The organism is Vibrio sp. B183, assembly GCF_000740665.1.
GTDB classification, from domain to species: Bacteria; Pseudomonadota; Gammaproteobacteria; order Enterobacterales; family Vibrionaceae; genus Vibrio; species Vibrio coralliilyticus.
The window spans coordinates 1-13429 of record NZ_JPQB01000035.1; the positions used below are offsets into that span (position 1 = coordinate 1).

Consider the following 13429-nt stretch of genomic DNA (forward strand, 5'->3'; position numbering starts at 1 on the left):
CCGTCCGCTCCGCCACTTATTTCGAAACCTCGCTATGGCGAGGTTTTTTCGAATCTACAATTTGAAAGATTCTACAGGGGTGTAGCTCCAATTGGCAGAGCAGCGGATTCCAAATCCGCGTGTTGGGAGTTCGAATCTCTCCACCCCTGCCATCTTCAAGGCTCTAGTCGAAAGACTAGAGCCTTTGTCATTTGGCCATTGCATCACTGTTTAGGAATTCCCCAACCTCCAAAGCAACACATGTCAAATGGTTCTATCTTCTTAGGGCCGTAAAACGATCAGCCCTTTATCGACTGTTTGTCCCTATATTCCTTCTGATTGCCTAAGTAGCATAGGCCAGTATTTTCTTAGACTGAGTAGCCATGAAGGATATATTTCTTAAGCCAACTCGAAATTATCATTCCCAATTCACTGGTTTTACCAAAACTTGCTCTCTTGTTGAGAATTATTACTAATAGTTTGTTACATTTTGCTGACGCATCACTAAAAGTTATTAGAATATGGAAATTTCTCGTCGTCGCTTCCTGCAATCCTCACTCGCCATTTCGGCACTCAGTGTTTTACCCGCTTGCTCTGTCAAACGTTCGACCGATCCTCAAGGCCGTTATGTCTACTATATTACGGCTGAACCTGCTACGGCAGAATTGGTGCCTGGCTATGAAACCCAAGTGCTTGGATTCAATGGGCAGATTCCAGCTCCTACGATTCGTTGTCGTCAGGGCGAGCCTGTCATCATAAGATTCACTAATAAGCTATCAGAGCCGACTACCATCCATTGGCATGGCCTGAGAATTCCGATTGAAATGGATGGCGTCCCATTCCTTAGCCAGCCTCCTATCATGCCAGGTGAGACCTTCAGCTATGAGTTTACACCACCTGATGCCGGCACATTCTGGTATCACCCGCACATGAACAGTGTTAAGCAGCTTGGAATGGGGTTAGTTGGGCTGATAATTGTTGAAGAAAGCCAGCCCGTTATCTTCGATGAGGAACATGAGTTGATGCTTAAGCACTGGCACCTAGACAAGCAAGGCCAGTGGAAAGACTTAATGGTCCCGCGTATGAGTGCGCGAATGGGCACGCCAGGGGAGTGGAGTAGTGTTAACGGTGTGCATGAGCCGATTTACCAACTGAAGGCCAGAGCGACCACACGGTTGCGAATCGCGAACGTCGACAATACCATTACTTACCCGATTGCAGTGGAAGGTGCTGAGGCATGGGTCATCGCTATCGATGGTAACCCTGTTAAAACGCCCTATAAGCTATCTCAGCATAAAATTGGCCCAGGAATGAGGGTTGATATAGGTCTTATCGCTCCTCAAGCTGGTGAGCGTGTCTATGTTCGTCAAATGAAGGGGCGTTTCCCATTTCCTCTGTGTGAATTCGAAGTTGTCGAATCCTCTTTGCCTGAGTCTCAACCGTTGCCCAAGTTACCATTGAATCCAGTGCCTCAGCTTGATTTGGCTAATGCTGAGGAAATTGACTTTGTTTTTGAGTGGGAGGGCACAGTTACCCCAACGAGTAAAGATGGTAAAGCTATGCCTAAATTCTGGCTAACCAATAAACGAGCGTGGGAAGGAATGAGCAAAGATAACATCCCGGCTCCGTTGGCTACGCTCGAGTACGGTAAAACTTATATATTCGATTTAAAGAACGTTACTCAATATCACCACCCGATTCATATTCATGGTCATACATTCACAGTTCTAGAAATGGACGGTAAAAAGATTGCAGAACCGTTCCATACCGATACCGTACTGCTAGGTAAAAACGGTAGAGCCAAAGCGGCGTTTGTTGCAGATAATCCAGGGCGCTGGATGTATCACTGCCACGTGATTGAACACATGAAAACCGGATTAATGGGTTACATTGAAGTAAAGTGACTCCTGTAACTTTTTAAATCTCAAAATTAATTTGAGATAATGTGTTGCGATTTTGATTCGAAAATAGCCTTATTCCAGATACAATACGGCAGAATTTGACAGGAGGAACCATGGGACAACTTTCTATACTTGGATTTATCGCATTAGGTGGTGCCTTTGGCGCATGCTCGCGATACTTGGTTTCAGAATTGTGTGTGGTATTGCTCGGACGAGGTTTCCCCTATGGTACGTTGACGGTCAACGTAGTGGGCTCATTTATTATGGGCTTGCTGATCGCGGCATTTGAAAATGAAATGTTGGCTACGGAGCCATGGCGTCAGATCATCGGTCTAGGCTTCCTTGGCGCGCTGACTACCTTCTCAACCTTTTCCATGGATAATGTACTTCTTATGCAGCAAGGCGCATTTTTCAAGATGGGGCTAAATGTACTGCTCAATGTTGTCTTGAGTATATCGGCGGCTTGGATAGGGTTTCAAATTCTGATCAAAAGCTAATACTTGATAAAATTGTTCTAAAAATAGACAACTCGGCTTGGTTTCACCAGGCCGTTTTTATATACTGATTTTACTTGTCGGAGTGCCATAAGGCTGAGACCGTTAATTCGGGATCCGTTGAACCTGATCAGGCTAACACCTGCGAAGGGAACAAGAGAAGATACCTACACCAGAATTCTCTCTGGGTGCATCTATCAAATAGTCGAAGTTGTTTCGGTGATCATTAGTCAACACTCTAATCGCATCACCTGTATTTTGACTCCTCTTGTCGCATCTATCCGCCAAGCATTTTTATCCAAACTCTTTTTATCTAGAATAACAAAGCAAGGAAAAATGCTATGTCGAGTCGCAAGCAAGCGAGACTGGAAGCAAAACAGTTCATTGATTCTCTCTCGGTACAACCGTACCCAAATTCGCACAAAGTATACGTTGAGGGTTCACGCCCCGATATTCGTGTCCCGATGCGCGAAATATCTCTCGCAGATAGCTTAATTGGGGGTACCAAAGATTCTCCAGTTTTCGAGCCAAATGAGCCAGTACGCGTCTATGATACTTCAGGCGTCTATACCGACCCTACTCATACAATAGACCTGTACAGCGGTTTACCTAAGCTGAGAGAGGAGTGGATAGAAGAGCGCAGCGATACAGAAGTACTCGGTGATGTCAGCTCTGTGTACACCAAACAGAGATTGGAAGATGAAACGCTCGATGAGCTTCGATATGGCAATCTGCCACGCATCCGTCGTGCGAAAGATGGCCAATGTGTTACTCAGCTGCACTATGCACGCAAAGGCATTATCACACCTGAGATGGAGTATATTGCGTTACGCGAAAATATGGGCCGCGCAAAGTATCGCGATCAGGTTCTGAATCAGCAGCACCCCGGGCAAAGTTTTGGTGCCAATCTTCCCGACGAAATCAGCGCTGAATTCGTGCGAAAAGAAGTCGCCGAAGGTCGTGCCATTATCCCTTCAAACATCAATCACCCAGAATCTGAGCCTATGATCATTGGCCGTAACTTTCTTGTGAAGGTAAACGCCAACATTGGTAACTCCTCTGTGACCTCATCAATTGAGGAAGAAGTTGAAAAGCTGGTTTGGTCGACACGTTGGGGTGGCGATACAGTGATGGACCTGTCTACTGGTCGTAATATTCACGAGACTCGCGAATGGATTCTGCGTAATAGCCCAGTCCCAATTGGTACAGTTCCTATGTATCAGGCATTGGAGAAAGTGAACGGCATTGCCGAAAATCTCAATTGGGAGGTAATGCGCGACACCTTAATTGAGCAAGCGGAGCAGGGCGTGGATTACTTTACTATCCATGCAGGCTTACTCCTTCGCTATGTACCTATGACAGCCAAACGTGTGACAGGCATTGTCTCACGCGGTGGCTCTATCATTGCTAAATGGTGTCTTGCTCATCATCAGGAAAGCTTCCTCTATACCAACTTCCGCGAGATCTGTGAAATCTGTGCTAAATACGATGTGGCGTTATCGCTTGGTGATGGCCTGCGTCCTGGCTCTGTAGCTGATGCAAATGATGAAGCCCAGTTTGCAGAATTACGCACCCTTGGAGAACTTACAAAGATCGCGTGGGAGTATGATGTTCAGGTGATCATTGAAGGCCCAGGGCATGTGCCAATGCATATGATTAAAGAGAACATGGAAGAGCAGCTAGAGCATTGCCATGAAGCCCCTTTCTATACGCTCGGCCCTCTAACCACGGATATTGCTCCTGGCTATGACCACATAACGTCAGGGATTGGTGCGGCGATGATAGGTTGGTACGGGTGTGCAATGCTGTGTTATGTGACTCCAAAAGAACACTTAGGTTTGCCTAATAAAGAAGATGTAAAAACTGGACTGATTACCTATAAACTTGCCGCGCACGCTGCCGACTTAGCTAAGGGGCACCCTGGGGCACAAGTGCGCGACAATGCACTGTCAAAAGCACGATTTGAGTTCCGTTGGGAAGACCAGTTTAACCTTGCGCTCGATCCTGATACCGCACGTGCTTTCCATGATGAAACCCTGCCTCAAGAATCCGGTAAGGTTGCCCATTTCTGCTCTATGTGTGGTCCAAAATTCTGCTCAATGAAGATCTCACAAGAAGTGCGTGAATACGCCAAAGATACCGAGCAAGTAGCAGCGGACCAAGCGATCAGTGTCAAAATGTTGGATGATCCACTTGAAGGCATGCGTCAGAAATCGAAGGAGTTTCGTGACACAGGCTCAGAGCTCTACCATCCCGCTGCTACGGCTGTAACGGAGGAGTAATGGCAAAGATCCTTATTCCTACCGCGTTGGCTGACGTCAAACCCGAAATTGAGCAATGCTTACAGCTGGCCAAGGAAAAAGGCTTCGAGATAGAAAGTATTGAGCTGGGTGTCAGCCCAGCTCAAACAGTTCATATATCTCATGGCTCAGAATGGACAAAGCTGGCTACAGATTTAGTTGAGCCCGGTGTGGTGGGCGATGAACGTACGTTCTTTGTCGAGTATTACTCTGGTATCACTATCGAGCCATCTAGGCCAAAAATAGATTCATCGCACGTTTACATTAATGTCTTGGATGTAAATCAGGTTCTAGATATTTGGTTAGACCCTAGTCGTGATCAAGCATGTGCGTTAGCGAGTTCAGTCAATCAATCAGAGTTTGATCGTAAACGTCACTTTGCATGGGTTGTCACTCTCATCAGCTTGGCGTTTACGTTTGAAGATGCTCTTACACTTGCACGAGCCATGGCGAATGTTTCACGTGAAACATGGGCAGAGAATATTATCGATTTTCCTTCCCCTGTTCTCGAAGATCACCGACTAGGGATTAGCGCTGGTTGGACTAAATCAGGTAATCAATTGGCATTTCCATCGGTATCTAAATGTGATTTAGGGCTTTACCCAGTTGTTGATAGCGTTGAATGGGTCAAGAAGCTTTTAGAGAGTGGCGTCAAAACCGTTCAGTTGAGAATTAAAGATCCACTGGCAGATGAGTTGGAGCAACAAATTGAAGATGCAGTTGCACTTGGTCGCAGATATGACGCTCAGGTATTTATCAACGATTATTGGCGTCTAGCAATTAAGCATCAAGCTTATGGTGTTCATCTAGGTCAAGAGGATATTGAGGAAAGCAACTTAGCTGAATTAGCTAAATCCAGTTTGCGTTTAGGGCTATCGACCCATGGTTATTATGAATTGCTTCGAGTCGCACAGACTAATCCAAGTTATCTCGCTTTGGGGCACATATTTCCTACCCAGACAAAACAATTCGCAACCAACCCTCAAGGGCTAGTAAAACTTGCTCTCTATCAAAAGCTGGTTAATACCATGCCTTATTTAAATTCATCAGGCGTACCTACTGTGGCGATTGGTGGTATCACGCAATCCAATGCGCATCTAGTTTGGAACTGTGGCGTTACTAGTTTGGCGTTGGTGAGCGCTATCACTCAAGCACCTTCGCTGGAACAAGCGATTAAATTCTTTACTCAGTTAACTGCCGATGAGCAGCGAAAAATCAGTACTGATGTTTCGAATGAGGTATCGGCATGCTAAGCGACCAAGATTTCTTACGTTATCAAAGGCAGATTTCACTGCCGGAAATTGGCGAATGCGGGCAGGAAAAGATTACTAAATCGCATGTTTTGATTATTGGCTGTGGCGGATTAGGCAGTGCGGCGAGTCTATATTTAGCTGCTGCTGGAGTAGGCCGAATGGTGCTGGTCGACGATGATGATGTTGATACTAGTAATCTGCAACGTCAAATTGTCTATCGCGAGGGCAATCTCGGTAAAGCAAAAATCGAGGCTATGCGCCAACAGTTAAACCAGCTTAATTCTGGTGTGCAAATACGTACCATCGGCAAGCGGCTATCAGGATATCAATTAGCACTAGAAGTGATGTTAGCGGATGTGGTGTTGGATTGTACCGACAATATTCAAACGCGTCAGTTGATCAATTTAGTCTGCTACCAACAGAGTAAGCCGCTTGTTTCCGCTGCCGCTATTGGTTGGCAAGGACAATTTGCTGTATTCGATTATTCATCGAGCAAAGAGTCAGGATGTTATCGCTGTCTCTACCCCTTTGATGAGCTAAGTCAGCCGAGCAAATGCAGTGAAAATGGGATCTTAGGTCCTGTCGTAGGTACCTTAGGCAACTATCAAGCATTAGCGACATTACAGAAATTGGCATTAGGACATTTTGATTTTCCTGTTGGCCAATTGCACTTATTCAATGGACTAAAACTTAACTGGCAAGTGATGACGATTACGCGCGACCAGCAGTGTTCGGTGTGCAGTCAATGACAACCAAATTACATAATCAAGAAGTGAAGCAATGAGCGAGATACACATAATCATCAACGAACAGTCTCAGCGTATCAGCGCAGGCGCGAGCCTAGAAAACATCATTCAGCAGTTTTCACTGCCTGAAGTCGGATGCGTCTTTGCCATTAACAATACCGTTGTGCCACGTAGTGATTGGCCAACCACTTGCCTGAATGAAGGCGATGCGATTTCACTTTTTCAAGCCATTGCTGGAGGGTAACAACGATGCTTAAGATTGCAGACAGAGAATTCAACTCACGACTGTTTACGGGCACTGGAAAGTTTGCCAACAAATTTCTAATGGAGGAGGCGATTAAGGTGTCGGGCTCCCAACTGGCTACCATGGCGTTGAAGCGTGTTGATATACACGATCAGCAAGATGATATTCTTCAGCCTTTAATTGAAGCAGGAGTGCATTTACTGCCTAACACTTCGGGGGCAAAAAATGCCAAAGACGCAGTATTTGCCGCGCATTTAGCAAGAGAAGCTCTGGGTACCAACTGGCTCAAACTCGAGATTCATCCAGACCCTAAGTATCTAATGCCTGATCCGATAGAGACTTTAGCGGCAGCAGAGCAACTGGTCAAAGATGGATTTGCGGTACTGCCTTACTGCCATGCTGATCCTGTTTTGTGTAAACGATTGGAAGAGGTGGGGTGTGCAGCTGTTATGCCTTTAGGATCTCCAATTGGCTCAAATAAGGGCATCGCATCGCATGACTTTCTTGAGATCATTATTGACCAAGCTAACGTTCCAGTTGTTGTTGATGCTGGTATTGGCGCACCTTCCCATGCAGCGCGTGCGATGGAAATGGGTGCTGACGCCGTATTGGTTAATACTGCGATTGCTGCCGCTGCCGACCCGGTTACGATGGCAATTGCATTTAAAATGGCCGTTGAATCGGGGCGAATGGCGTATGAAGCGGGTTTAGCTGGCCAGGTCTCTCACGCGGTAGCATCAAGTCCGTTGACGTCTTTTCTCGATGAACTGTAGCTAAAGTAGGTATTGAGAATGACTTTTGTTGATCAATTCAAAAAGCTGAATTGGGATGACATTTCGATGTCAATTTATGCCAAGACAGCTAAGGATGTTGAGCGAGCGCTAGCGAAACCCAAACGTGATCTAGAAGACTTTAAGGCGCTACTCTCACCAGCAGCGGAACCTTACTTGGAGCAAATGGCGCAGCTATCATACGCGTTAACTAGAAAGCGATTTGGCAATACGCTCTCATTGTACATTCCTCTGTACTTATCCAACCTGTGCGCGAACGCTTGTACCTATTGTGGCTTTTCGATGGAGAATCGTATTAAACGCCGAACATTGAATAAGGGCGAAATCGAAGCCGAGATTGAAGCCATTAAACGCATGAAGTTTGATAGCGTTCTGTTAGTTACTGGCGAGCATGAAACTAAAGTCGGGATGAAATATTTCCGTGAGATGTTGCCCGTCATCAAAGAGAAGTTTAACTACCTAGCGATGGAAGTGCAGCCGCTTGAACAAAACCAGTATGCAGAGCTCAAGACATTAGGTCTCGATGCTGTCATGGTGTATCAGGAAACTTATCACCCTTCAACGTATGCGGAACACCATCTGCGTGGCAATAAAATGGATTTTGAGTATCGCTTAGAAACACCGGATAGATTAGCAAAAGCAGGTATTGATAAGATTGGAATTGGTGCACTTATAGGGTTAGAAGAGTGGAGGACTGACTGCTTTTATGTTGCAGCCCACCTCGATTATCTTGAACGCACCTATTGGCAAACACGATACTCTATATCTTTCCCGCGCTTAAGGCCTTGTGAGGGAGCGCTTCAACCTAAGTCGGTGATGACAGACAAGCAACTAGTTCAGCTGATTTGTGCATTTCGCTTACTAAACCCTGAAGTGGAACTTTCGTTATCTACTCGTGAGTCGCCTGAATTTAGGGACAACGTATTGCCCCTTGGTGTGACATCAATGTCTGCCGCGTCGAAGACTCAACCCGGTGGTTATGCAAATGATGAAGCTGAATTAGAACAGTTTGAGATAAGTGATGAAAGAAGTGCGAGCTCGGTAGAGGCGATGATTCGAGCAAAAGGGTTTGACCCGGTTTGGAAAGACTGGCATTCAGCATACTCAGGCTGATATGTTTCACGTGAAACATCAAAAAAAGCTCTCCATGGGAGAGCTTTTTTATTTCCAGAAACAGAAATCAGTTATGCGCTATTGGCTGAGTGGCTGTTTCTAGCCAGGCTTTGACATCGCCTTCTACTAATGGGCTGATATCGTTCCAAACTTTCTGGTGATATTCATTTACCCAATTCAATTCTGGCTTCGTCAACATGTCGACATTGATGTTTCTAGTATCAATCGGACAACGAGTCAGGGACTCGAAGCAAAGTACCGGAAAGTCGCCATTAGTTTTTGCTTCTACGACCAGCTCAAGGTTTTCGATACGAATACCAAAAGCATCAGCACGGTAATAGCCCGGTTCGTTTGAAAGCACCATGCCTTCTACTAAAGGAACATCGATCTGTCGTTTCGATATACTGGCGGGGCCTTCATGGACGTTTAGGAAGTGGCCAACACCGTGGCCAGTGCCGTGGTCATAATCAAATCCCTCAGCCCACAAATGTTGGCGCGCTAGTGTGTCAATCTGATAACCACGTGTACCTTTCGGGAAGCGGGCACGCGCGACACCAATATGGCCCTTCAGTGCAAGCGTGAACTGCTTAATCATTTCGTCGCTTGGTTGACCGATAGCAATAGTTCGGGTGATATCGGTAGTGCCATCGAGATACTGACCGCCAGAATCGACCAAGTAAAGTGTATTGAGTTCTAGCTTACCTGGCTCAGGTTGATTCTCATGATTATAGTGACACATGGCTGCGTTACCGCCTGCTGCGGAAATCGTATCAAAGCTAAGATCCATCAAGGTAGGATCTTGTCTACGGAATGATTCCAGTTTGTCCGACAAAGTAGCCTCATCATGCAATCTTGCATTTGCTACTTCATCATCCAGCCAGCACAAGAACTGACTCATCGCGACGCCATCACGAATATGACAGGCTTTCATACCGGCAATTTCAACAGCGTTTTTCGCTGCTTTTGGCATAAGACATGGATCGGCGGCGTTTACTACGGTAGCACCACTGTTCTGAAGTACTAACTTAAACCATGCATTGCTTGTTGCTGGGTCTACCAAGACATTCTTTCCTGATAAAGCTTCGAGGCGCGTTTGTAGAGCTTCTGGGTGATGCACGCTTACGCCTTCACCTACGTGTTGAGCGAAACCTTCAGGTAAGCGAGTAGGGTCTAGGAAATACTCTAAGGTTGAATCTGCATGGAGGATGACGTGAGACAACAAAACAGGAAGACGAGATACATCTAAACCGCGCACGTTGAGCAGCCAGCAGACGGAATCCAAAGCGGTGATCACCGCGCTTTCGGCGCCTGCCTGAGCGACTAACTGAGCAATCTCTTTACGTTTAGATTCACATGATTGACCCACGGCTTCTGTCGCCATCAGACGTACGTCTGAAACGACGGGAGCAGGGCGGTCATGCCAAAGTTCGTCGATAGGATTACTAGTAAGCACTTTTAGTTCCAGTGAACCCGCAAGCTTTGATTGTGCCATCGATAGCCAAGCAGAATTGTGCATTCTTGGGTCTATCGCGACCGTTTGGCCTTGAGAAAGTTGGCCTTTCAACCAATCCAAAGCAGGTTCTTCGATCAAGTGACGATATTCGAATAGATCGGCTGGTACTTCTTTAGTCACCTGAACGGTGTAGCGACCATCGACAAACATCGCCGCTTTGTGTTGTGTGATTACCGCAGCACCCGCAGAACCAGTGAAGCCCGTCAGCCAGTGCAAACGTTCATTATGTGCTGGGACATATTCGCCTAAGTACTCATCCTCATGTGGGATGAGCAACGCATCAATATTGTGCTGAACCAGCCATTCACGAATGGCTGCTAAACGTTGTTCAGTAGTGGTAAGCATCTATTAATCCTTCATCATTTATTCACGCGTCCTTTCTAAAAAGCGGACGATGTGGCAATAAGCTACTCCTTTTACCGTCAGCCTGCAAATCATCTCAATGCGGTGGTTTTGTCTTTAATTATTCGACGCAACCAAGACAGTGCGGGATCACTTTCTCTGTCCCTATGCCAGAACGCGGTATAGGCCATCGGCGGGAATTCTAATGGCAGTGGCAATACGGTTAGGCCAAGTTGTTTGGACGATAATTTCACAAAATGACTAGGTGCTGTGAAGATGAAATCAGTGTACGAACAAAGGCTGGCGGCGCTATTAAAGTCTGGCACCGTGATGGCGATATCGCGCTCTTTACCTATGTCAGCCAGCCTGTAATCCAATAACCAGCGATCATTACCATCACAGCGAACCTGAACATGCCTTTGCTCAAGATAAGTATCAAGATTCCAGCTACCCGAGAGAATTGGATGGTTTTGGCGCAACAGGCACATTTGATTGTCGCGATAGATTTCCTGCTCACAGATGTCGTTGGGCGGTAACATAGTCAATTTAGCATCGTTGATATCAATGTCCTTCCCCGTGATACCAAGGTCAATTTCGCCACGTTGAATCTGCTTAAAGGTTTGGTCTGCCCATGAATGTGTGCTGATGGTGACGCCAGGGGCCCGCTTAAAAATCTCCGGCAAGAAATGGGGTAGGATTAACGGATAAACACTTTCTACAGCGGCAATTTGGAACTTGTGATCACTCGAATCTGGTGCGAATTGCTCGGGCTGAGTGATTTGTTCCAAATGGTTAATTAGGCTATCCAGTTTGGGTTTTAGGAACAGTGTTTTCGGTGTCGGTTTTAGCCCATGAGCGTGGCGAACAAACAGCGGGTCTTCAAACTGTATGCGTAACTTGGCGAGGCTTTTACTCACTGCCGACTGGCTTAAACACAATCGATGCGAGGCGCGAGTAACATTAAGTTCTTCAGCAAGCACTTTGAGGCAAACTAAAAGATTGAGGTCGAGACGGGCGAGTTTTTCTATATGCACATGAAATTCCTTAGGGGAATATCTTTAATGATAAAGTGTCATTGGATGTCATATCTAGACTAGCTTACACTGCAAACAATTTCATCAATTCTTGGCGGGAGTCTTCTTCGTGCAAACTGCTTATCAACAAAATCACGGTAAAATGCAAATGGTGTTGCTCACCTTGTTGGTGCTATTCAGCCCCTTGGCGATTGATATCTATCTGCCTGCTTTACCTCAGATTTCTCAGGCGTTTCACGTGGAACACGCACTTGCACAAGATACGATTACATGGTTTTTGTTCGCTATGGGTGTCGGTCAATTATTTGCCGGCCCTTTGGCAGACAAAGTAGGACGTCGAACTGTTGCATTGGGTGGTATTAGCATCTACGCATTGAGTGCCTTATTGGCGTGGGGTGCTCAAAACATTGAATGGATGCTAGCTGCTAGGCTGCTGCAAGGCTTAGGTGCGTGCGCGACATCGGTAGCAGCCTTTGCAACAGTTCGCGATATTTTTGGGCCGCAGAAAAGTGGCAAGATGATCAGCTACCTGAATGGTGCGATTTGTTTTATTCCTGCTCTGGCGCCTATCTTGGGCAGCTGGCTTACACAGCAATTCGGTTGGCGCTCAAACTTCTCGTTTATGGCAGGCTTTGCCATGGTAGCTTTGGTTGCGATGTTCATCGGAATGAAAGAAACCAATCCTGCTCCGAGCAAAGAGCCAGTTTTCCGTCCTAGTCGCTATATGGCGGTGCTCAAAACACCTTCTTTCATCTTTCATGCTTCGCTTTGTATGCTCGCGATGGCCGTGATTCTTGCTTACGTGACATCCGCGCCAGTGGTGCTGATGGAGAATTTGGGTCTGAGCATGAACGAGTTTACTCTGTGGTTCGGTATCAATGCCGTGATCAACATTGCCGCTTGTATGACCGCGCCTAAATTTATGGACAAGTACGGTACGCATAAAACGCTGGTTGTAGGAATCATGACCCTTGGCCTAGGTGGCATTGTGATGTTGGCTATGGTCCAGCAGCAAACGGCACTGGCGTTCATGTTGCCAATCTTCCTCTCATCAGTTGGCTTTGCATGGGTGCTAGGTGCAGCCGCTGGTAAGGCATTGGCTCCGTTTGGCGACAAAGCGGGCACGGCCGCAGCGCTACTGGGTCTTTTCCAGATGAGCGGCTCAGGGCTGGTCGTAGGTACGGTACAACGCTTAGGTATGGAGCCGCAGGTGATGATCGCTGTGCAAATGTTTATCATCGTACCGGGTATTTTTGTACTGATGAGTAAAGCTGGTAAAAAATGGCATGCGGCAATTGCGTAAGTTTTGCCTAATTGCTTTGAACGACTAAAAAAACATTGTATATTTGACCTTCACTTCTAATAACTACTGTGGATGCTAAACCTCGATGTCGATGACAACTTACGAAATGGCTCGTGTACTGGAGCAACTGGAAGATGCTCCGGAAAAAGTTATGTTTGGAAAACTATTAAACGAGCTGGGTAACCAAAGTGGTGAGCGCATTCGTAGTGCGGCGAAACAAGTCCCACTGCATATGTTGCGTGACATTGTTTACCAGTTTCAGCAAGTCGTTGAAGATCGCAAAGGGGAAGAAATAGCCTCGATTGCTAAAACCATTGCCGAGCAGGGCATCTCAGCTGAAGAGCTTAAGAAGTACCTCGAATCAAAATAATAAAAAGGCCCGCATCATGCGGGCCTTTTTGTTTTCTAGCCCTAAA

General features: G+C 46.3%; 12 protein-coding genes, 1 tRNA gene and 1 riboswitch. Of the genes, 11 read left to right on the forward strand and 2 right to left on the reverse strand.

The genetic code is table 11. From position 1 onward, the window contains the following. Positions 1-75: 75 nt before the first annotated feature. The 9 genes from IX95_RS24620 (at position 76) to thiH (ending at position 8821) form a co-directional block, all read left to right on the forward strand. Positions 76-152: transfer RNA gene (locus tag IX95_RS24620), tRNA-Trp, on the forward strand. 348 nt (positions 153-500) lie between these two features. Further along, entirely contained in the window at positions 501-1883 is a 1383-nt protein-coding gene (locus tag IX95_RS24625) for a multicopper oxidase family protein (RefSeq protein ID WP_038164778.1), read from the forward strand. 110 nt (positions 1884-1993) lie between these two features. Then, on the forward strand, positions 1994-2377 hold the full coding sequence (gene crcB / locus IX95_RS24630; protein WP_006957531.1) for a fluoride efflux transporter CrcB: 384 nt from the start codon (positions 1994-1996) through the stop codon (positions 2375-2377). 68 nt (positions 2378-2445) lie between these two features. Then, a riboswitch (TPP riboswitch) is annotated at positions 2446-2544 on the forward strand. 171 nt (positions 2545-2715) lie between these two features. Beyond that, positions 2716-4656, forward strand: coding sequence for a phosphomethylpyrimidine synthase ThiC (gene thiC, locus IX95_RS24635; protein ID WP_038164780.1), 1941 nt, complete (start codon positions 2716-2718; stop codon positions 4654-4656). Beyond that, positions 4656-5927, forward strand: a complete 1272-nt coding sequence (locus tag IX95_RS24640) for a thiamine phosphate synthase (RefSeq protein ID WP_038164782.1) — start codon at positions 4656-4658, stop codon at positions 5925-5927. The genes thiC and IX95_RS24640 overlap by 1 nt, the downstream gene beginning before the upstream one ends. Beyond that, positions 5921-6676, forward strand: coding sequence for a HesA/MoeB/ThiF family protein (locus IX95_RS24645; RefSeq protein ID WP_038164784.1), 756 nt, complete (start codon positions 5921-5923; stop codon positions 6674-6676). The genes IX95_RS24640 and IX95_RS24645 overlap by 7 nt, the downstream gene beginning before the upstream one ends. A gap of 31 nt (positions 6677-6707) precedes the next feature. Next, the gene (thiS, locus tag IX95_RS24650; protein WP_006957535.1) at positions 6708-6917 is read left to right on the forward strand and encodes a sulfur carrier protein ThiS; all 210 of its coding nucleotides are present in this window, start codon (positions 6708-6710) and stop codon (positions 6915-6917) included. A gap of 5 nt (positions 6918-6922) precedes the next feature. Then, positions 6923-7690: a thiazole synthase gene (locus IX95_RS24655; protein WP_038164787.1), complete on the forward strand. Its 768-nt coding sequence runs from the start codon at positions 6923-6925 to the stop codon at positions 7688-7690. A gap of 18 nt (positions 7691-7708) precedes the next feature. Then, entirely contained in the window at positions 7709-8821 is a 1113-nt protein-coding gene (gene thiH / locus IX95_RS24660) for a 2-iminoacetate synthase ThiH (protein WP_038164789.1), read from the forward strand. 67 nt (positions 8822-8888) lie between these two features. Here thiH and IX95_RS24665 read toward each other — a convergent pair whose 3' ends face one another. Both IX95_RS24665 and IX95_RS24670 read right to left on the reverse strand, forming a co-directional pair. Further along, positions 8889-10679, reverse strand: a complete 1791-nt coding sequence (locus tag IX95_RS24665) for an aminopeptidase P family protein (protein WP_038164791.1) — start codon at positions 10677-10679, stop codon at positions 8889-8891. 89 nt (positions 10680-10768) lie between these two features. Further along, positions 10769-11710, reverse strand: coding sequence for a LysR family transcriptional regulator (locus IX95_RS24670; RefSeq protein ID WP_038164794.1), 942 nt, complete (start codon positions 11708-11710; stop codon positions 10769-10771). 109 nt (positions 11711-11819) lie between these two features. On the opposite strand from IX95_RS24670, the gene IX95_RS24675 reads away from it, so the two are divergent. Then, positions 11820-13013: a multidrug effflux MFS transporter gene (locus IX95_RS24675; protein WP_038164797.1), complete on the forward strand. Its 1194-nt coding sequence runs from the start codon at positions 11820-11822 to the stop codon at positions 13011-13013. Between the two features lie 85 nt (positions 13014-13098). Further along, entirely contained in the window at positions 13099-13383 is a 285-nt protein-coding gene (gene tsrA, locus IX95_RS24680; protein WP_006957541.1) for an H-NS-like global regulator TsrA, read from the forward strand. Positions 13384-13429 lie beyond the last annotated feature (46 nt).

Coding starts and splice junctions, on each gene's coding strand:
- IX95_RS24640 (WP_038164782.1), top strand. CDS start 4,656: ATGGCAAAGATCCTTATTCCTACCGCGTTGGCTGACGTCAAACCCGAA.
- IX95_RS24665 (WP_038164791.1), bottom strand. CDS start 10,679: ATGCTTACCACTACTGAACAACGTTTAGCAGCCATTCGTGAATGGCTG.
- IX95_RS24645 (WP_038164784.1), top strand. CDS start 5,921: ATGCTAAGCGACCAAGATTTCTTACGTTATCAAAGGCAGATTTCACTG.
- IX95_RS24655 (WP_038164787.1), top strand. CDS start 6,923: ATGCTTAAGATTGCAGACAGAGAATTCAACTCACGACTGTTTACGGGC.
- thiC (WP_038164780.1), top strand. CDS start 2,716: ATGTCGAGTCGCAAGCAAGCGAGACTGGAAGCAAAACAGTTCATTGAT.
- tsrA (WP_006957541.1), top strand. CDS start 13,099: ATGTCGATGACAACTTACGAAATGGCTCGTGTACTGGAGCAACTGGAA.
- thiS (WP_006957535.1), top strand. CDS start 6,708: ATGAGCGAGATACACATAATCATCAACGAACAGTCTCAGCGTATCAGC.
- crcB (WP_006957531.1), top strand. CDS start 1,994: ATGGGACAACTTTCTATACTTGGATTTATCGCATTAGGTGGTGCCTTT.
- thiH (WP_038164789.1), top strand. CDS start 7,709: ATGACTTTTGTTGATCAATTCAAAAAGCTGAATTGGGATGACATTTCG.
- IX95_RS24625 (WP_038164778.1), top strand. CDS start 501: ATGGAAATTTCTCGTCGTCGCTTCCTGCAATCCTCACTCGCCATTTCG.